At 73.2% G+C, this 19,865-nt stretch carries 14 protein-coding genes and 1 pseudogene; 2 read left to right on the top strand and 13 right to left on the bottom strand.

Going from position 1 to position 19,865, the window contains the following annotated elements; genetic code table 11:
* Nucleotides 1-85: 85 nt before the first annotated feature.
* The 5 genes from F7P10_RS33195 to F7P10_RS33175 all read right to left on the bottom strand — a co-directional run bounded on the left by F7P10_RS33195 (nucleotide 86) and on the right by F7P10_RS33175 (nucleotide 6,754).
* Nucleotides 86-757 carry a hypothetical protein gene (locus F7P10_RS33195; RefSeq protein WP_151015544.1) on the bottom strand — a complete coding sequence of 224 codons (672 nt, stop codon included), beginning with the start codon at nucleotides 755-757 and terminating at the stop codon, nucleotides 86-88.
* Nucleotides 758-1,032: 275 nt separating this feature from the next.
* Nucleotides 1,033-2,583, bottom strand: coding sequence for a DUF2079 domain-containing protein (locus F7P10_RS33190; RefSeq protein ID WP_151015542.1), 1,551 nt, complete (start codon nucleotides 2,581-2,583; stop codon nucleotides 1,033-1,035).
* Between the two features lie 48 nt (nucleotides 2,584-2,631).
* Nucleotides 2,632-5,451: an ABC transporter permease gene (locus F7P10_RS33185; RefSeq protein WP_151015540.1), complete on the bottom strand. Its 2,820-nt coding sequence runs from the start codon at nucleotides 5,449-5,451 to the stop codon at nucleotides 2,632-2,634.
* Nucleotides 5,448-6,164 (bottom strand): ABC transporter ATP-binding protein, encoded by a 717-nt coding sequence (locus F7P10_RS33180; protein WP_151015538.1) that lies wholly within the window; start codon nucleotides 6,162-6,164, stop codon nucleotides 5,448-5,450. The genes F7P10_RS33185 and F7P10_RS33180 overlap by 4 nt, the downstream gene beginning before the upstream one ends.
* The gene (locus F7P10_RS33175; RefSeq protein ID WP_151015536.1) at nucleotides 6,161-6,754 is read right to left on the bottom strand and encodes a PadR family transcriptional regulator; all 594 of its coding nucleotides are present in this window, start codon (nucleotides 6,752-6,754) and stop codon (nucleotides 6,161-6,163) included. Before F7P10_RS33175 ends, F7P10_RS33180 begins: the two co-directional genes overlap by 4 nt.
* Before the next feature lie 141 nt (nucleotides 6,755-6,895).
* Between F7P10_RS33175 and F7P10_RS33170 the strand changes: the two genes are divergently transcribed.
* Nucleotides 6,896-7,705 (top strand): hypothetical protein, encoded by an 810-nt coding sequence (locus F7P10_RS33170; protein ID WP_254716155.1) that lies wholly within the window; start codon nucleotides 6,896-6,898, stop codon nucleotides 7,703-7,705.
* A gap of 179 nt (nucleotides 7,706-7,884) precedes the next feature.
* On the opposite strand, the gene ilvC is transcribed toward F7P10_RS33170, so the two are convergent.
* The 4 genes from ilvC to F7P10_RS33150 form a co-directional block, all read right to left on the bottom strand.
* Nucleotides 7,885-8,868, bottom strand: a complete 984-nt coding sequence (ilvC, locus tag F7P10_RS33165) for a ketol-acid reductoisomerase (protein WP_151015534.1) — start codon at nucleotides 8,866-8,868, stop codon at nucleotides 7,885-7,887.
* 45 nt (nucleotides 8,869-8,913) lie between these two features.
* A complete protein-coding gene (ilvN, locus tag F7P10_RS33160) occupies nucleotides 8,914-9,438 on the bottom strand; it encodes an acetolactate synthase small subunit (protein ID WP_151015532.1) in 525 nt (174 codons plus the stop codon).
* Between the two features lie 5 nt (nucleotides 9,439-9,443).
* Nucleotides 9,444-11,192: an acetolactate synthase large subunit gene (locus tag F7P10_RS33155; protein WP_151015530.1), complete on the bottom strand. Its 1,749-nt coding sequence runs from the start codon at nucleotides 11,190-11,192 to the stop codon at nucleotides 9,444-9,446.
* 253 nt (nucleotides 11,193-11,445) lie between these two features.
* Nucleotides 11,446-14,289 (bottom strand): bifunctional diguanylate cyclase/phosphodiesterase, encoded by a 2,844-nt coding sequence (locus F7P10_RS33150; protein WP_151015529.1) that lies wholly within the window; start codon nucleotides 14,287-14,289, stop codon nucleotides 11,446-11,448.
* Between the two features lie 391 nt (nucleotides 14,290-14,680).
* On the opposite strand from F7P10_RS33150, the gene F7P10_RS33145 reads away from it, so the two are divergent.
* The gene (locus F7P10_RS33145) at nucleotides 14,681-15,769 is read left to right on the top strand and encodes a sorbosone dehydrogenase family protein (RefSeq protein WP_151015527.1); all 1,089 of its coding nucleotides are present in this window, start codon (nucleotides 14,681-14,683) and stop codon (nucleotides 15,767-15,769) included.
* 410 nt (nucleotides 15,770-16,179) lie between these two features.
* On the opposite strand, the pseudogene F7P10_RS44850 reads toward F7P10_RS33145, so the two are convergent.
* The 4 genes and pseudogenes from F7P10_RS44850 to gatB all read right to left on the bottom strand — a co-directional run.
* Nucleotides 16,180-16,461: pseudogene (locus F7P10_RS44850) on the bottom strand (class I SAM-dependent methyltransferase); the annotation flags it as partial.
* 378 nt (nucleotides 16,462-16,839) lie between these two features.
* On the bottom strand, nucleotides 16,840-17,592 hold the full coding sequence (locus F7P10_RS33135) for a DUF4253 domain-containing protein (protein WP_151015525.1): 753 nt from the start codon (nucleotides 17,590-17,592) through the stop codon (nucleotides 16,840-16,842).
* 41 nt (nucleotides 17,593-17,633) lie between these two features.
* On the bottom strand, nucleotides 17,634-18,254 hold the full coding sequence (locus F7P10_RS33130; protein WP_218040219.1) for a Uma2 family endonuclease: 621 nt from the start codon (nucleotides 18,252-18,254) through the stop codon (nucleotides 17,634-17,636).
* Nucleotides 18,255-18,378: 124 nt separating this feature from the next.
* Entirely contained in the window at nucleotides 18,379-19,863 is a 1,485-nt protein-coding gene (gene gatB / locus F7P10_RS33125; RefSeq protein ID WP_151018443.1) for an Asp-tRNA(Asn)/Glu-tRNA(Gln) amidotransferase subunit GatB, read from the bottom strand.
* Between the last annotated feature and the right edge of the window lie 2 nt (nucleotides 19,864-19,865).

Below are 19,865 nucleotides of genomic sequence, written 5' to 3'. Positions count from 1 at the left end.
GAGTCTATCTCTCCGGCGCGCGGTCGCATCGTCCACGGGGAAACACCGGCCGGTAACTCACCGATGTCCGCCTCGTCCGGCCCGGTCACGCGGCGTTCGGTTCCGGCTGGGAGGCGAGGATGGTCGCGACGCGGTCGGCGTCGGCGACCCGGAGGTGCGGGACGTCGACGAAGACGCGGAGCGGGCCGTGCGGGAGGCCGAGCGATTCGGCCACGGCGGCCTGCGTCTCGTGCAGGGGGATGTAGGCGAGGTAGGCGCGGTGGACGTTCTGCGCGCGGAACATCGCCGTCATCATCAGCCGGTAGCCGCGGATGCGGAAGGCGAGCGCGGCCGGGGCGGGCGCGGCGCCGGACGGCACGGCGCCCGGCGGCTCGGCGGGCACGGTGAGGGAGATCCAGGCACTGGTGGTCCAGGGGCGGGCGCGCAGGAGGTCGACGACCCAGCGGATCTGCTCGGCGTCCGGGCGCGTCCCGCCGGACGCGCCCTCCGGCGGGGCGCCGGGACGGGCGCCGTGTCCCGTGCGCTCCTCCGCGCGGCGGACGAGGCGGGAGCGGTCGCCGTACTCGCGCACGATCGGGTCCTCCCAGCTGAGCGAGGCGATCTCGAACAGCAGCGGCGGGCCCTCGATGGTGGGGCCGTGGTCGGCCAGGCCGGCCTCCCCGGCGGACCAGACGTGCCGCAGGGCGCCGATCCACGCCCGGCCGCAGGTCTCGAAGCGCCGGACGGCCTCGGCCGGCACGTCATGACCATTCGACATGTTCCACCCCGCGCCGCGCCTTCCGGCCGGGAATTCCCATCCGCGGCACCGGCGCGCGGTGGGCGAATTCCGCGCCTGCCCCGGACCGTCTCCGGCCTCGCTCCGTGACTCCGCCCCTGCGTCGTTCCGGCCACGTCACCGGGGGCTTCGCGGGCTCGGCCGCCCGCGCCGCGCGCTGCCGTCGCGACTCACTTCAAGTATCAGGCAGGCATGGCGAAAATGATAGGCAAATTTACCTTAATGACACCTTCACCGGCATTTTGACCAGCCGATCTTCACGGAGTATTGGACGTCCGTCCAAAATTCCCGGTCGGCGGGTATCCGGAGTGGTGCAGGACGACGTACCCGCCGCTCCGGTAGACCTCCCTGTACCCGAGGTGCAGCAGTCCCCGGACGCGCACGCGCTGATCGTCCACCGAGCGGAACGGGAACGTCAGCCGCTCGACGTCGGCGACGACCCACGGCGCGCTGCGGGGCCACCGGTCCAGGAGCAGCACGCGGGTACGGGCCGAGAGCGCGGGCCCGACGCTGTTCGCCGCCTCGACGAGCGCGCCGGACGGGACGTGCGCGGCGGCCTCGGCGGCCGCCCGCACGCGCGCGTCCCGCCGGTACAGGGAGGGGTCGGCGAGATCGCCGAACGCGAAGAAGGGAACGGTGAGGGCCGCTGCGACCAGCAGTCCCGCCGCGGGCAGGGCGCGCGGGCCGCGGCGGGCCGCACGGACGCGCCCGCGCAGCCGCACCGCCCCGTCCACGGCGGCCATGACCAGGACCGCGATGACGAACGCGTTGTAGTGGTACTGCGGCTGCCACCAGTTCTCGAAGCCGTCGGCCAGCATCCGCTCGGCGAGCAGCGGCACCGCGACGAGCGCCAGCGGGGACGCCAGCGGGAGCAGCAGCAGCGGGGCCGCGAGCAGCAGCATCGTGCCGAGCTTGGCGGGCGGATCGCCCAGCAGCGCCAGGACGTCCCAGGGGTGCGTCACCGCGTGGACGGCGGCGCGCGGGAGATCGGGGCCGAGCGCCCCGTACGCCCAGTAGTAGTTCTCGTCGCCGCCGGCCGCCGGGATGAGCAGGCGCGAGGCGACCCAGGTGGCGGCGAGCCCGGCGGCGATGTGGACGGCGCCGGAGCGGCGCTCGCCGCGGCGGGTGAGCAGGTAGAGGCCGAACCCGGCGAGCAGGAGGCCCATGTCCTCCTTGACCAGCAGCAGGAGCACCGCGACGGCCGCCGCCTGCCCGCGCCGCCGCGCGTCGTGCCGCTCGATGAGCAGGGCCGACAGCAGGGGGACGAACGCGACCTCGTGGAAGTCGAACGCGAGTGCCTCGGCGACCGGCCACGACAGGGCGTAGGCGCCGGACGCGCAGTAGGCGGCGGCCCGGCCCAGCCTCCGCTGCGCGTACCGGAAGATCGGGACGATCGCGGCCGCGAACAGCACGGCCTGCGCGACCAGCAGCGTGCCGGGGCCGTCGTGGATCCAGTAGAGCGGCGCCAGCACGGCGAGGATCGGCGAGAAGTGGTCGCCGAGCACCGAGAAGTCGGGCCCGAACCCGTTGTGGACGCCCTTGACGATCGCGACCGGCGGCCCGAATCCGCTGTAGGAGCGGACCGCCTGGTCGAAGATCACCAGGTCGTAGCTGCTGGCCCGGAACGTGTACAGGCACAGCAGCGAGTACGCCGCGTACACGGCGGCGCTGACGGCGACCAGCGCCGCCGGTCCCGCGAGGCGGCGCCCGCGCGCGGCCCAGCGGCGCCGCACGTCCCGTCCGGCGCGGTCCGCCGGCGCCCGGTCGAGGGTCCCCGCTCCCCCGCCGGCCGAACCCCCCTCAGCCACGAGCCGGACGCTATCAGCAGCGGCGGCCCGCGGCTTCGCACGGCGCCGTCAGGCGCGGGTGGCGGTCGCCCCGGGGAGCCTCGACCGGACGCACAGGCCCGCGACGAGCGCCGTGACCAGCGGCACCGCGACACCGATGACCAGCAGCACCGTCCATGGAACGTCGAAGAACGGGCCCTGCCCGGAGGGTCCGTCCAGCAGTTCCTCGGTGAGCGCCCGCGACGCCGCGATACCGGGGACGAACCCGGCCGCGATGCCCAGCCAGCAGCCGAGCACGGCGACGAACGCGGCCTGGCCCGCCGCCAGCAGCCGCCGGGTGCGCGGCCGGGCGCCGATCGCGGCGAGGACGGCGAGGTCGGGACGGGCGTCGGCGGCCGACAGCCCGGTGGCGATCAGCGCGCCGCCCAGCGTCAGGACGGCGGCGACCGCCGCGAGCACCGACATCAGCGTCCCCTCGGTGCGGTCGAAGCCGCGCTCGACGTAGACGCGGCCCTGCTCGGTCCCGTCGAACCCGGCGAGCAACTCGTCCACGCGTTCCGCCTCCGGCTCGGTGGTCCGGTGTTCGGCCGCGTCCACTCCGAACGCCGCGACGCGCGGCGGGACACCGATCCGCCCGGCGGCGGACGGCGGCACGAGCGCCCGCACGTGCGCGTCCATGGCGACCGTGACCGCCGGGAGCCCCGTCACCTGCCGGAGCGTCCGCGGCTTCGGTCTCCCCTGCTCCCACACCTGGACGGTGGCGGTCGTCGACTCCGTGGGGGGCGTGCGCGCCCCGAAGACGACGATCTTGCCGGCGGCCAGTGCCTCGGTGACCTCGGGGACCTCGCGCCCGAGCAGCATCCGGGCCTCGGCGGCGCCGCCCACGACCGTCTCCAAGGCGTGCGAGGCGGTGCCTCCACCGCGGTACCCGGTGCTGAAGGTCACCGAGTGGCACGCGGGATTGACGGGCGGCGTGCAGGTGTGGCCCGGCAGGATCGGCAGGTCGAGCAGCGGCAGCCCGGGGACCTCGCGCTCGATCGCGGCGCGGACCTCCGCGGCCCGCGCGTCGTTCCGCCGGACGGCCTCCGCCCAGGCCGCGACCGTCCGGTCTCCGCCCGTCACGTCGCCGCCCGTCACGTCGCCGCCCGTCACGTCGCGGGCCGTCCGGGCGGCGGGTGCCTTCTCCAGAGTCGGCCAGATCAGCGCCGAGCCTTGCGGGAGTTCGGCCTTGTAGAGTTCCCGCGCCTGCTTCAGGTCGCCCGCGTTGGCGATGGCCAGCGCGGTCGCCCCGGCCACCGCCGCCATGATCGCGGCGACCGCGGGCGCGGTGCGGGCCCGGTTGCGGGCGCCGTCCCGGACGGCGAGGCGCAGCGGCACCGGCAGCCGTCCGGCGACGCCTCCCAGCGCCCCGACCAGCCAGGGCACCGTCAGGACCGTCCCGACGATGATCGCGGCGGCGCCGCCGGCCGCGCCGAACTCGCGCAGCGTCCGCACGCCGAACAGGCAGCAGAGCACCCCGGCGGCGGCGAGTGCGGCGCCCGCGACCGCCCGGCGGCGGCCGCTGCGGGCACGGGCGGGATCGCGGCGTCCGGCGAGGGCGGCGACGACGTCCATGCGCGCGGCCTGGCGGGCCGGGAAGTAGGCGGCGACGAGGCCGGCGGCGGTGCCGAGCAGGACGGTCGCGGCGACCGCCGCCCACGGCACGTCGAACGGCCCCACGGGCCGGTCCGCCGCGTCCGTCGCCGCCCGCACGACCTCCCCGGTCACGGCCCCGGCGGCGATCCCGAGCAGCAGGCCGCCCAGCGCGCCCGCGCTCCCGAGGAGCAGGCCCCCGGCCAGGACGACGGCCCGAAGGTGGCGAGGTCCGCCGCCCGCGACCGCGACGAGCGCGAGCAGGCGCCGCCGCCTGCGGACGTCAACGGCGAACGCGGGACCCGCCAGCAGCACGACCTGCAGCATGACCATCGCCACGGCCAGCACGACGACCGCGTTCGTCCGGTTCAAGGGCCAGTCGGGCAACGATGCCGGACCGGACGACTCGGGTTCGTCCAGCGGATTCTCGACAGCCTCGAGGCACAGGACCATGAAGCCGCCCGCGTTGAACGCGGCGATGTCGTTCCGGGTCACCGCCTCGCCCGCGTCGACCAGCCATTGCCGGATCGCGTCGTCGTCCGCGGAGCCGGTCGCATCGTCGGCCGGGTCGGCAGAAGATCCGGCGGGGGCGGCGGGTATGGCGGCGGGGAGGGTGAGGGCGGAGTGCTCGGTGGGCTCCGCGCCGCGGGGCGAGTACGGGTCGCGCACGTAGCCGACGATGCGCTTGGGCGTTCCGGCGCGATCGACGCGGACCGTGCCGCCGAGCTCGAGGCCGCGCCCGGCGAGCGAGGGCGACAGCGCGATCTCGTCCGGCGTCGCGGGCGCCCGCCCCTCGGTGATCTCCAGGATCCCGCGCGCCATCGGATCGCGGACGTCCAGTTCGGTGAGGGGGACCCGCAGCGGACCGGCGGACGTCGCGAGGGCGACCGACCTCCCGAGCACCATCGACAGCACGCGCGCGTCCGGACCGTACAGGGCGGTGGCGAGCCGGGCGACCTCCGCCGTGGTCCATGGCCGGGTCTCCGGACGCGGGGGGCCGGGCCGCAGGTCGATGGAGCTCTGATGGTCCAGCTGCCGGATCGGGTCCCGGCCGGTGCTGGTGAGGCGGGCGTCCGCCGCGCCGATCTCGTGCGGCAACGACTCGCGCGGCGACCAGTCCAGCGTCTTCCACACCGTGCCCAGCGCCACGACGGCCGCGACGGGCAGCCCGATCATGCACAGGATCAGCGCCGTGCGTCCCTTGGCGCGCAGCGCGTCGTGCAAGGCGATGCGCAGCGCGGGCCGGTAGCCGGTCACCGGGCCTCCTCCAGCAGGGTCTCCGGGCCCGGACGGGCGGGCGTGGCGTCGACGACGCGGCCGTCCCGCAGGAACACCGCCCGGTCGGCCCAGGCCGCGTGCCTCGGCTCGTGCGTGACCATCAGGCAGGCGGCGCCCGCGTCGCAGCGCCGCCGCAGGACGCGCATGACCTCGTCCCCGGTGCGGCTGTCGAGGGCGCCGGTCGGCTCGTCGGCCAGGACGAGCCGGCGGTCGCCGACGAGCGCGCGGGCGATCGCCACGCGCTGCTGCTGGCCACCGGACATCTCGTCGGGGTACCGGCCCGCGAGGTCGCCGACACCGATCTCCGCGAGCGCGGCGCGGGCCTCCGCGCGGGCCTTCCGGGTGCGGACGCCGTCCAGTTCGCGGGGCAGCATGACGTTCTCGGCGGCGGTCAGGCTCGGGACGAGGTTGAGGTCCTGGAACACGTAGCCGATGCCGCGGCGGCGCAGCGCCGAGCGTGCGGCCGGCTTCAGCCCGCCGATGTCCTCGCCGCCGACCAGCACCTGCCCGGCGGTCGGGGTGTCGAGCCCGCCCGCGAGCGTCAGCAGCGTCGACTTGCCGGAACCGGACGGACCCATGACGGCCACGAACTCACCCTCGGCGACGTCGAGGCTCACGTCGCGCAGGGCGTGGACGAGCGCGGCGCCCGTCCCGTGGTCGCGGGAGAGGTCCCGCAGGGACAGGACGCTCACCGGTGCGCCTCCCCGGTGTGCGACGGGTCCCGTTCCGGCTCGCCGGGGACGGGCGGAGGCGGCGGCACGGCGCGCGCGACATAGGACTCGCAGTGGTCGAGCCAGCGCATCTCCGCCTCGGCCTGGAAGATCATCGATTCGAGCACCAGCCGCCAGGCGTGGTCGCTCTGGCCGGGAGGCTCGGCGGACGGCTCGGCCTTGAGGCGGGTGAGGTCCTGCAGGCCGCGCAGGGTGGCGGTGCGCTGCGCCTGGACGACCCGGGCGACGTCGACGCCGGGCGTCGTGACGGCCATCGCCAGCTTGATGGCCAGTTCGTCGCGGGGCCGGTCGGCGCGGGCGACGGGAGTGGCGAACCAGCGCCGCACCTCGTCCTCGCCGCCCGGGGTGATCCGGTAGACGAACCGGCCCTCGTCGTCGGCGCCCACGCGGGTGACCAGGTCGTCCCGTTCGAGCCGGGAGAGGGTGGAGTACACCTGCCCGATGTTGAGCGGCCAGGTGGCGCCCGTGGACGACTCGAACTCGGTGCGCAGCTGGTAGCCGTAGCGGGGCCCCTGGGACAGCAGCGCCAGGAGGCCATGACGGATCGACATGCCTACGAAGTATGCATACCGCGTATACCCAAGGCAATACCGAGTATGCATCCCGGGAGACAGGGTCCTGAGACTTTTACTGTGCGAAACCGAACGGTGGCTTAACGTGACCGAAGTTCCCGGCGATCAGGAGAGGACACCGTGACGTCCGACAGCATCAGCGTCCCGACCGATGTCTCGATCAGCGTCCTGCGCGATGTCCTGCGCGTGTACGACCACCGGTTCCTGCAGCTCGACTCCCTGCAGCGCGCACGGCTCGTCGAGGGCACCCGCCGGCTCATCGGCGACGAGGGCCTGAGCGACGTGATCCGCGCGGCGCTGCCCGCGTCGGCGCGGCTGCGGGCGTTCTGCATCCAGCACGGCCTGCTCGACGAGCTGGAACGGCTGATCCGCGACGAGGTGGAGGGCGGCCCGGCGGGCGCGGTGGTGGTCGGCGGGCGGATCTACGCGATGTACCCGTTCCTGCGCGGCGTGCCCCGGCAGGACGTCGACATCACCGCGGAGGTCGGCGTCGAGCACCGGCTCGACGGCGTCGACTGGCAGGGCCGCCGGGTGCGGCTCCGCGGCGCCGCCCGGCTGCAGCGCGTCGCGACCGACCGCTCGTCCGTCGAGATCCTGCTGCGGGACCGCGCCACCGGCCGCGAGCACCGCCTGCCCGCGCCGTCCCGCCCGGCCGTCCCCGGCGGGTTCGAGCTGGTCACCGACCCGTCCGAGATCCCGCCCGGACGGTACGACGTGCACATCGCCGCGACGGCCCTCGGGGTCCGCCGCGAGGCGCGCTTCGGCGCCGTCCGGCCCGAAGGCGTCCGGACGGGCCCGCAGCGGCGGGCGGTCGGGGCGCAGGACGTGACCGTCTACTTCACCCGCGGCGGATACCTCGCGCTGCTGGTCGGCCGGGAACAGGAGAACCTGTCGCCGTTCACGCGGCTGCTGCGCCGCCTGCTGCGCTGACGCGCTCCGGAACGGACTGAGCCGACGCCACCGTCCGGGCGTCGGCTCAGTCTTGCGGCTCAGTCTTGCGGCTCAGTCCGTCGGCTCAGTACCTCTGTGGGGGACACCCCCACACCCCCTGCAAGGGCGGACTGAGCCGCCGACTTCCACTCCGCTGGCGCTCCGTTCCAGCCGTCGGCTCAGTCGTTGAGCCAGCTCATCATCGGCCGCAGCTCGGCGCCGGTCTTCTCGACCGGGTGCTCGGCCATCTTCTCGCGGTACTCGCTGAACTTCTTCTGGCCGGTCTCGAACTCGTTCACCAGCTCCTTGGCGTACTCGCCGGACTGGATCTCGCCGAGGATCTTCTTCATCGCGGCCTTGGTCTCCGGCGTGATCACGCGCGGGCCGCTCCGGTAGCCGCCGTACTCGGCGTTGTCGGACACCGACCAGTACATCTTCGAGATGCCGCCCTCGTACATGAGGTCGACGATCAGCTTCAGCTCGTGCAGCACCTCGAAGTAGGCGACCTCCGGCTGGTAGCCGGCCTCGGTCAGCACCTCGAACCCGGTCTTCACCAGCTCGGACGCGCCGCCGCACAGCACGGCCTGCTCGCCGAACAGGTCGGTCTCGGTCTCCTCGGTGAAGGTCGTCTTGATGCCGCCCGCGCGGAGGCCGCCGATGGCCTTGGCGTAGGAGAGCGCCAGCGGCCAGGCGTTGCCGGACGGGTCCTTCTCCACCGCGACGATCACCGGGACGCCGCGGCCGGCGACGAACTGGCGGCGGACGAGGTGGCCGGGGCCCTTCGGCGCGACCATCGCCACGTCCACGCCCTCCGGCGCCTGGACGAGGCCGTAGCGGGTGCTGAAGCCGTGCCCGAAGAACAGCGCGTCGCCCTCGACCAGCGCGGGCTTGATGTCCTTCTCGAAGATCTCCCGGTGGTGGTGGTCGGGAGCGAGCAGCATGACGAGGTCGGCCTCCTCGGCCGCCTCCGCCGGGGTGACGACGCGCAGGCCCTCGGCCTCGGCCTTCTCCCGGCTGGCCGACCCCTCGCGGAGCCCGACCCGCACGTCGACGCCGGAGTCGCGCAGGGAGAGCGCGTGCGCGTGTCCCTGGCTGCCGTAGCCGATGATCGCCACGTGCCGGCCCTGGATGACGCTCAGGTCGGCCGCGTCGTCGTAGAACATCTCAGCCACAGTGCTGCTGCCTTTCAGTGATCGGATTGGTTACGGTCACGCGCTGCGCTCGATGGCCCGCAGCGAGCGGTCGGTGATGGAGCGGGCGCCGCGGCCGATCGCCACCATGCCGGACTGCACCAGCTCCTTGATGCCGAACGGCTCGAGGACGCGGATGAAGGCGTCCAGCTTGTCGCGGTTGCCGGTGGCCTCGATCGTCACCGCGTCCGGGGCGACGTCCACGACCTTGGCGCGGAACAGGTTCACCGTCTCCAGGACCTGCGAGCGGGTCTCGGCGTCGGCGCGCACCTTGACCAGGACGAGCTCGCGCTGGACGGACGCCGACTGGTCCAGCTCGACGATCTTCAGGACGTTGATCAGCTTGTTGAGCTGCTTGGTGACCTGCTCCAGCGGCAGGTCCTCGACGTTGACGACGATCGTCATCCGGGAGATGTCCGGATGCTCGGTGACGCCGACCGCGAGGGACTCGATGTTGAAACCGCGCCGGGAGAACAGCGCCGCGACCCGCGCGAGGATGCCGGGCTTGTTCTCCACCAGCACCGAGAGGGTGTGCAGGCTCATCGGGGTCAGTCTCCGTTCTCCCAGTCGGGGGCCATGTCCCGGGCGATCTTGATGTCGTCGTTGGCGGTGCCGGCGGCGACCATGGGCCAGACCATGGCGTCCTCGTGCACCACGAAGTCGATCACGACGGGCGCGTCGTTGATCTCCATGGCCTTGGTGATGACGGCGTCGACGTCCTCGGCCCGTTCGCAGCGCAGCCCCACGCAACCGTACGCCTCCGCGAGCTTCACGAAGTCGGGAATCCGCTTCGCGGCCTGGAGATTCGTGTTGGAGTAGCGCCCGTCGTAGAAGAGCGTCTGCCACTGGCGGACCATGCCGAGGTTACCGTTGTTGATCACGGCGATCTTCACGGGGATGCCCTCGAGGGCGCAGGTGGCCAGCTCCTGGTTGGTCATCTGGAAGCAGCCGTCGCCGTCGATCGCCCACACCTGCGTGTCGGGCGCGCCGACCTTGGCGCCCATCGCGGCCGGGACGGCGTAGCCCATCGTGCCCGCGCCGCCGGAGTTGAGGAACGCGCCGGGCCGCTCGTACTTGATGAACTGCGCGGCCCACATCTGGTGCTGCCCGACGCCCGCGACGTAGTAGGCGTCCGGTCCGGCCAGCTGCCCGATCCGCTCGATGACCTGCTGCGGCGACAGCGACCCGTCCGACGGCGCGTCGTACCCGAGCGGGTAGGTGTCGCGCCACGCGTCGAGCTGCCGCCACCAGTCGGTGTAGTCGCCGGTGCGGCCCGCGGCGTGCTCGTTCTGGACGGCGACGATCAGGTCGGCGATGACCTCGCGGGCGTCCCCGACGATCGGGACGTCGGCGTGCCGGTTCTTGGAGATCTCGGCGGGGTCGATGTCGGCGTGCACGACCTTCGCCTTGGGCGCGAACCCGTCGAGCTTGCCGGTGACGCGGTCGTCGAAGCGGGCGCCGAGGGTGACCAGCAGGTCGGCGCGCTGCAGGGCGCCGACGGCGCCGACGCTGCCGTGCATGCCGGGCATGCCCATGTGCTGCGGGTGGCTGTCGGGCAGCGCGCCCTTGGCCATCAGCGTGGTGACGACCGGCGCGCCGGTCAGCTCGGCCAGCACCTTCAGCTCGGCGGACGCGCCCGCCTTCAGCACGCCGCCGCCGACGTACAGCACCGGGCGCGCGGACTCGACGATCAGCCGTGCCGCCTCGCGGACCTGCTTGGAGTGCGGCCGGGTGACGGGCCGGTACCCGGGGAGCTGCAGGCTGACCGGCCACTCGAACTCGACCTTGGCCTGCAGCGCGTCCTTGGCGATGTCGACCAGGACGGGACCGGGACGGCCGGTGCTCGCGATGTGGAAGGCCTCGGCGATCGTCCGGCCGATGTCGCGGACGTCGGTGACGAGGAAGTTGTGCTTGGTGATCGGCATCGTGATGCCGGCGATGTCGGCCTCCTGGAACCCGTCGGTCCCGATCAGCGACGTCGCGACCTGGCCGGTGATCGCCACCATCGGCACGGAGTCCATGTAGGCGTCGGAGATCGCGGTGACGAGGTTGGTGGCGCCGGGCCCGCTGGTGGCCATGCAGACCCCCACCTTGCCGGTCACCATCGCGTAGCCCTGGGCCGCGTGGCCGGCGCCCTGCTCGTGCCGGACGAGGATGTGGCGGAGCTTCGCGGAGTCGAAGAGCGGGTCGTAGGCCGGGAGGATCGCGCCACCCGGAATGCCGAACACGGTGTCGACGCCGACGTTCTCCAGGGCGCGCACCAGCGCCTGGGCTCCCGTCATCTGTTCGGTCGTCATGATCTGCGGTTCCTTGGGGAGAGGGACTGGGCTCGCCGGGCAACAAAAAACCCCCGCCGCCGGGAAGCGGTCGAGGGGAGGCGCGCAGGACGGTAGGACTCGGTCAGCCTGCGCGCCGACCAAGTACTACGAGGATGATGGTGGAGATGCTCTGCACGGCCCCACTTTCGCCGAAGTACCGCCGCCCGTCAAATCCTTGGACACAACGTCCCGAAATATGAGACGCGAACGGCGGGCCGCCCGGCCGCCTGGCTCACCCCGGCAGGGGCAGCGGCAGCTCGCCGGACACGTCGTCGCCGCCACCGGCCAGGTTCGTCCGGACCAGCGACTCGACCCGCCCGGCCGCCATCGGCCGCGCCACCAGGAACCCCTGCCCGCGCGGGCAGCCCATCTCGCGCAGCAGCTCCAGCTGCTCGGGCCGCTCGATGCCCTCCGCCACGACCGTCAGCCCGAGGTCGCTGCCCAGCCGGACGATCGTCCGGGTGAGCAGCGTGCTGGTCTCGTCCGCGCCGAGGCCCGCCACGAACGACGGGTCGATCTTGATGACGTCCACCGGGAGCCGCCCGAGGTAGGCCAGCGACGCGTACCCGGTGCCGAAGTCGTCGATCGCGAGCCGGACGCCGAGGTCGCGCAGCGCCTCCAGCCGCTCCACCTTCGTCCCGTCGTCGACCAGGACCTCCTCGCGCACCTCCAGGGTGAGCGCGTGCGGCGGCAGGCCCGTCTCCTCCAGCACCGCCGCGACCGTCTCCACGAACCGGGGCGCGCCGATCTGCCGGGCGGTGAAGTTCACCGACAGGCCGACCTCCCAGGAGTCGCGCCGCCAGCGGGCCACCTCCCGGCACGCCTCCCGCAGCACCCAGTCGCCGAGCGGCGGCATCAGCCCCGCCTCCTCGGCCGGGCCGATGAACTCCTCCGGCGGCACCTGCTCGCCGCCCCGCCACCAGCGCAGCAGCGCCTCCACTCCGGTCACCCGGGACGTCGCGAGGTCCACCACCGGCTGGAACTCGACCGCGAACTGCTCCTCGGCCAGCGCCCGCTGCAGGTCGCTGCCCAGCTCCAGCCGCCGGACGACGTCGGCGTGCATGTGCGGCGCGTACACCTCGACCCGGCCGCCGCCCATCTCCTTGGCCCGCGCCATCGCGAGGTCGCCGTTGCGCAGCAGGTCGGCGGCGCTGCGCCGGATCCGCCGCCCGCTGTCGGAGCCGCGGACGGGCCGCTCGTCGTCGCCCGCGAACGCGATGCCGACGCTCGCGGTCAGCACGATCTGCTTGCCGCCGACCTGGTACGGGTCCGCCGACAGCACCCGCAGCAGCCGGCCCGCCAGCTCGACGGTCGCCTGCGTCTCCCGCTCGTCCGACGGCAGCTGCACCAGCACCGCGAACTCGTCCCCGCCCCAGCGGGCCACCGTGTCGTCGGCCAGCACGTTCCCGCGCAGCCGCCGCGCGGCCTGCGCCAGCACCTGGTCGCCCGCCGCGTGCCCCGCCGAGTCGTTCACGTCGGTGAAGCCGTCCAGGTCGACGAACACCACCGCGATCTTGTCGCCGGACCCCTGCCGGGACAGCAGCTCCCGGGTCCGCTCCTCGAGGTACGACCGGTTCGGCAGCCCGGTGAGGCCGTCGTGGAACGTCAGATGGGCGACCTGCCGCTGCAGCGCCGCCTGCGCGCTCAGGTCGCGGGTGGTCACCAGCAGCCGCCCGCACTCGCCGCCGCTGTAGCGCGACACCGTCGACTCGGTCGGCAGCCAGGTCCCGTCCGCGGCGCGGACCCGGCAGGAGATGCGCAGCACGTCCTCGCCGAGCGGACCGTCCTCGGCCTCCAGGAACTCGGTGAAGACCTCCTCCAGGCGCGGCAGGTCCTCCGGGTGGATCAGCTCCTGCAGCGGCCGGCCGACCAGCTCGTCCGCCGTGTAGTGGTAGGTCCGCAGGGCACCTGCGCTCGCGTACTGCACGGTGGCGTCCATGTCGCAGATCAGGACCGCGTCCTCGACGCTCTCCGACAGGGCGCGGAAGTGCTGCTCGCCCGCCTCGACCTCCCGGCGCAGCCGGTCGTTCTCCCGCAGCAGCGACGCGAGCCGCGCCAGCAGCACCAGCGTCGCCGAGCCCGCGACGAGCGGGACGACCGGTTCCATCCCGTTCCGCCCGGTCAGCGTGTGCCCGGCGATGAACAGCGCGGCGGCCGCGGCGACCGCCGCCGGGGCGATCCCGGGGCCGATCATCCGGCCCCGCCGCTCCTCCGCGCCGTCCGCCCGCACCACCCCCGTGACGCCCGGCGGAAGGTCGTCCGTCGGCTCCGGCGCCGGCTCCGTCCACGGGACGAGCAGGAGCAGCAGCAGCCCGGCGAGCCGCAGGATGTCGGCGGGGTCCTCGGCGGGGGCGCCGCCGTGCAGCCGGACGAACGTCGTCACGATGTCGGCGATCGCGAAGGCCGCCAGCGCCCCGTACCCCATCCAGGCGGGGCGCCGGTGCCCCCGCGCCGCCCCCAGCACGAACGGCAGCGCCCCGCACACGAGCGCGATGTCGATCAGCGGGTACAGCAGTTCCAGCATGAACTCGGTCGGCGACTCCCCCGACCGGTGGTACAGGGTGCCGAAGACCGCCACCCACCCGAGGACGAACAGCCCGCAGACGCACACGTACGTGTCGGCCGCGTACCGCAGCCACGTCCCCACGTCGCGCGGCGGCCGGACCGGCACCACGAGACCGATGACCAGCGCGACCACCGCGATCAGGTAGAACAGGTCGGGCACCGACAGCGACAGCGCGCTGCGGCTCGCGTAGTCGGCGAGAGCGCTGCCCAGCGCCCCGAGAAACCAGCACGACGCGGCGATGCCGTACCAGCGCAGCGACGCCCGCCAGATGCCGCCCGCCGACAGCCGCCGCAGGCCGCTCGCGCCGTCGCCGTCGCCGCCGCGCGGCCGTCCCGCCGACATCAGCAGGGAGATCGCCGCGGCGCCAGCGGCACCGGCCTCGGCCCACGTGATGAACGCCGTGCCGCCCCAGCCCGCCAGCGACCCGGCGGCGTACAACACGCCGACGATCCCGACGATGACGACCGGCAGGGCACGCGGCGGCATCCGCGTGGCGTTCTCGCCGCTCATCGCGCCGTGTCCCTTCCGCTCGGTCCCCGGGCGCGCGAGCAGGGCGCCGGGGAAACAGGGGTCCGCACCCTCACCGGCCCGATAACGCCTGGAGGGTCATGGATCGTGCCCCCGCGCAGGGTCGGCGCGGGGCCGGTGGCGAGCACGTCGGCTGCGCCGGCCGGAGATCAGCTCCGTCGCTGCGATGCGGGATCACCGTGACGCCCAATGTACGTTCCGTAGGTCACGGAGCGATTGAGGGACTGCGTCCTCCCGGAGACGAAGCAACACGTTGGAAACCTCTTTATGCTGTCCGAAAGGGGATCGTCGCCGATGCCCGCATCACGCACAGTGACCGTTTCCGTGCCCCGCTCGTCCCGTCCGTGCCATCCTGGGAGCGGGAGGGGTCATCATGCGCAAGCACCTGATCGTACTCGCGGGGCTCATGCTCGCACTGGCGGCCTGCACGTCGGGCACCGACTCCGGTGAATCGACGAGCCCGCCACCCGCCTCGCCCGGTTCGCCCGCTCCGTCCGGTTCCGCGACCGGGGCAGGGGCCGTCGCCACCGGCCTCGAGGTCCCGTGGTCGGTCGCGTTCCTTCCCGGCGGCGACGCCCTCGTCACCGAACGGCAGAGCGCGCGGCTGCTCCGCGTCACCCCGTCCGGCGAGACCTCGACCGTCGCCACCGTCCCGGGCGTCGACCCGCTGGGCGAGGGCGGGCTCATGGGCGTCGCCGTCTCCCCCACGTTCGCCGACGACCGTCTCGTGTACCTCTACTTCACGGCGGCCGACGACAACCGCGTCGTCCGGGCCCCCTACGACGGCCGCCTCGGCACCCTGCAACCGGTCGTCACCGGGATCCCGAAGGGCTCGAACCACAACGGCGGACGCCTGAAGTTCGGGCCCGACGGCATGCTGTACATCACGACCGGCGAGATCGGCGACCCGTCCCTGTCGCAGGACACCGACTCCCTCGGCGGCAAGATCCTCCGCGTGACCCCCGAGGGCGCCCCGGCCTCCGGCAACCCCTTCGGCAACCGCGTCTGGTCCTACGGCCACCGCAACGTCCAGGGCATCGCCTGGGACGACCGGGAGCGCCTCTACGCCACCGAGTTCGGCCAGAACGAGTTCGACGAGATCAACCTCATCGAGAAGGGCGGCAACTACGGCTGGCCCGAGGTCGAGGGCGAGGGCTCCCCGGACGACGACTACGTCGACCCCCTCGTGACCTGGACCACCGACGAGTCGTCCCCGTCCGGCCTCGCCTACGCGAACGGCTCCCTGTGGGCCGCCGCCCTGCAGGGCGAGCGCCTCTGGGAGGTCCCGCTGACCGACGGCGACGCCGGCGCCCCGAAGGCCCACCTGCAGGGCGAGTACGGACGGCTGCGCGCGGTCGTCCGGGCCCCCGACGGCACCCTCTGGGTCACGACGAGCAACCGCGACGGCCGCGGCGACCCCGCAGATTCGGACGACCGAATCATCGGCGTCCCGGTCCCATAATTCGCGCATCTTTCTTTACGGACGTTCCCGCCATGCAGGATCCACCCCCGAAATCCACCGGCGGGGCGGCGGTGGTGCAGGACGAGGATCGCCGGGACCCCGGTGGCCGCGGCGGCCGACGCCTCCGGGATGAGCGGGGCCATCGACCACGGCCACGTGTCCCAGGGGCCCGGCCCCGCCGGGGGCGGACCGTCCGGCGGCGGCTCGGGCAGGTCGGGCTCCTCGCAGCGCCGCACCTCCAGTCCCGCGCGGAGGGCGGCACGAACATGGTCGCCGACCGTGTGCCGGTGCGCCACCAGGCGTCCGGGCCGGCCCTCGGCGTCGCGGACGGGCGGGACGGAGCCGCGGGCGACGTGCTCGGGATGGATGTCCGAGATCACCAGGTGCCCGCCCGGACGCAGGACGCGCGCGAACTCGGCCAGCACCGGGACGAGGTCGGGGACGTGCGTCAGCGCGAGCCCGCTGACCACCGTGTCCACCGAAGCGTCCCGCACGGGGAGACGATTCAGGTCGCCCCGCAGGAACCGGGCCTCCGGGACGCGGGCACGGGCCCGGACGAGCATGTCGGGCGAGGCGTCCACGCCGATGGGGCGGTGGCCGAGCCGGGCGAGCAGGGCCGTGTGCCGGCCGGTGCCGCAGGCGGCGTCGAGGGCCGCACCGGGCGGGATCGTGTCGAGGATCTCCTCGAGCACGGGCGCCTCGAACTCGAAGGCCGCGTTGGCTCCTTCGTCGTAGGTCGGTGCCCAGGCCCGGTAGCCGTCGACGACGTCGACGCGCTCGACGTCCACGGCGGCGCCCGTGAGGGACGGTTCGTCGAGCAGGCGACGGACTTCGGCGAGGCGCGCCTCGACGAACGCGCCGTCGTGCTCGCCGGTGAACGCGCGCAGCAGCGCGATGCCCTCGATGCCGAGAAGGTAGGCAAGCGAGTGCTCGTGGATCACCAGAGCGACGCTAACCGGCGGCGGGGAGGAGGACCAACGGGTTTTCCGTCTCCGACTGGACCCTTCGCAAGGACGCGCCCGCCATGCGGGGATCCGCGTCCCGAAACCCGGAGAGCCAGGCGGTGCCGGTCAATCCCACCAGAATCTCCACGCCGGCCGTCCGGCCAGCCCTTCGGCGTACACGTCGAAGTCGCCCGGCCCCTGCCACACGTTGTCGGGACAGAACGCCATGTGCTCGGCGGCGACCGCCCGCGCGTGCTCGATCGTCACCGGCGGCGCCGCCACCGAGAGCCACAGGTCGGCGAACCCCACACCCACCACCCGGGCGCCGAACCGGTCCTCCCACGACCGCACGACGGCCGAGATCCACTCGGTTTCGTTCGTGTGGTTGCACGGCCCTTCCCACCCGGCCAGCGTCAGAGCGTCGGCGCCCCGCACCGCGGGCACCAGCCCGAGCAGCCGCGCGTTCTCGGAGCCGAACGCCTCGGCCACCATCCGGGCGTTCTCGTCCGGGTCCTCCCCCGCCGGGCCGGGTGCGGCGAGTTCGTCCGGGCCGAACATCTCGTCCGGGTAGTCCCCGAGGGACTGCAGGACCCGCAGGGCGTCGAGCCGGTCGATCGCCTCGACCGGCGTGTACCCGAGTTCCCCGGCATGCCACGGGCGCTCCGGGTCGCCGCGGAGGGTGTCGAGGAGCAGCGGGTACAGCCCCGTCCTCGCTCGCTCGTCGTAGAGCCGGCACCACAGGTTCCCGGCGTCGGACGACGGCTCGTCCGACACCCACAGAACCTTCCGTCCGGCGTCGTCGCCGGCGGCGAAATCGGGGCTGATCAGCCGTCCGGCGGGCAACCCGTCCGGCAACGGCGGAAACTCGGCGTCGTGCATGCGGGCAACCTAACGCCGACCACCGACACCCGCCGCCGGGCTCAGTACTCGAGTTCCGACCAGTCGATCGTCACCGGAATGGGCGAGTCGACTTCCGGAGGGCCACCGTCCTCATCTCTCATGAGCGTGCCCGTGTGCTTGTAGCACCTGGTCGCGGTGTCCAGCCGGTAACGCTCGATGATCGAGATGCCTTGGCCGTCCAGCCGCACGATCCAGTAATGGGCAATGCTCGCCTTCCCGTACTCGCTCAGTTTGTCCATGGAGTCCGCCACTTCGGAGCCCGGCGACACGATCTCCACCACAAGCGCGACGTGCTCGGCACGAAGCCGCTCTCTGTTGTCGTGGTCGATACAGCGGTAGAGGACGACGTCGGGCCGACGGTTCAGCAGGGGCACGTCCTGAAGACGCAGGTCGATATCAGTATCGACCTCCAGGCAGCCGTGCCCTCTCTCCATCGCCCTACGGGCGTGCTTCTCGATGAGCTGTGCCAGCCGGCGTCCCGCACGCCGGTGCCGAGGTGTCGGTGCCTCGCTGAAGATGACCTGACCGCCGACGACCTCGATCATCCTGCAGATGTCCTCCGGCAGTGCCTCGTACTCCTCCGCCGTAACGGGTTGAGGCCGCACGCCCAGAAGCCAGTGGTCTTCCGGCAACGCCCTCATCAGTACGCTCCTTGAGATCACGCCACGCCCGACACGCTCAGCTACGGCCCGTGACCGCGCTCGCGGGCGGGCTTTCCGGGGACTCCGCCGCCCGTGGTCAGGGCCACGAGCGGCGGAAGGGGCGTCAGGAGGCGGCGAGCTTCTCCAGGATCAGCTCGCGGGCGCGGCCGGCGTCGGCCTGGCCGCGGGTGGCCTTCATGACGGCGCCGACGAGGGCGCCGGCGGCGGCGACCTTGCCCGCGCGGATCTTGTCGGCGACGTCGGCGTTGTCCGCGATCACCTGGTCGATGACCGAGTTGAGCTCGCCCTCGTCGCTGACGATCTTGAGCCCCTTCGCGGCGACGACCTCGTCCGGGGTGCCCTCGCCCGCGAGGACGCCGGTGAAGACCTGCCGGGCCAGCTTGTCGTTCAGCTCACCGGCGGCGATCATCGACTGGACGCGCGCGACCTGCTCGGGCGTGATCGGCAGGTCGGCCAGCTCGACGCCCTGCTCGGTGGCGCGGCGCGACAGCTCGTTCATCCACCACTTGCGGGCGGCCGCGGCGTCGCTGCCCGCCGCGATCGTCGACTCGATCAGGTCGACGGCCCCGGCGTTGACGACGTCCCGCAGTTCGAGGTCGGACAGGCCCCACTCGCCCTGGATGCGGGCGCGGCGGGCGGCGGGCAGCTCCGGCAGGGACGCCCGCACCTCCTCGACCCACTCGCGGGACGGCGCCATCGGCACGAGGTCGGGCTCGGGGAAGTACCGGTAGTCCTGCGCCTCCTCCTTGCTGCGCCCGCTGGTGGTGCGGCCGGTGTCCTCGTGGAAGTGGCGGGTCTCCTGCACGATGCGGCCGCCCTCGGACAGCACCCCGGCCTGCCGCTCGATCTCCGAGCGCACGGCGCGCTCGACCGAGCGCAGCGAGTTGACGTTCTTCGTCTCGGTCCGGGTGCCCCACTCGGCGGCGCCGCGCGGCATCAGCGACACGTTGACGTCGCAGCGCATCGAGCCCTCTTCCATGCGGACGTCCGAGACGCCCAGGGAACGGACGAGCTCGCGCAGCTCGGTCGCGTACGCGCGGGCCACGAGGGGGGCGCGCTCGCCGGTCGCGGTGATCGGCTTGGTGACGATCTCGACCAGCGGGATCCCGGCGCGGTTGTAGTCGACGAGGGAGAACTCGGCGCCGTGGATGCGTCCGGTGGTGCCGCCGACGTGCAGCGACTTGCCGGTGTCCTCCTCCATGTGGACGCGCTCGATCTCGACGCGGTACGTCTCGCCCTCGACCTCGACGTCCAGGTGGCCGTCGACGCACAGCGGCTCGTCGTACTGCGAGATCTGGAAGTTCTTTGGCATGTCCGGATAGAAGTAGTTCTTCCGGGCGAACCGGCACCACTCGACGATGTCGCAGTTCAGCGCGAGACCGATCTTGATGATGCCCTCGATCGCGGCGTGGTTCGTCACCGGCAGGGCGCCGGGCAGGCCGAGGCACACCGGGCACACCTGCGTGTTCGGCTCCGCCCCGAACGCCGTCGGGCAGCCGCAGAACATCTTCGACGCGGTGCCCAGTTCGATGTGGGTCTCGATCCCGAGGACGGGCTCGTACTTCGCGAGCGCCTCGTCGTAGGGCATGA

Origin of the sequence: Actinomadura sp. WMMB 499, from assembly GCF_008824145.1 — a bacterium.
Classification (GTDB): domain Bacteria; phylum Actinomycetota; class Actinomycetes; order Streptosporangiales; family Streptosporangiaceae; genus Spirillospora.
Note: the sequence above shows the minus strand (reverse complement) of the source record. Positions and strands in the feature narration are given on the sequence as shown.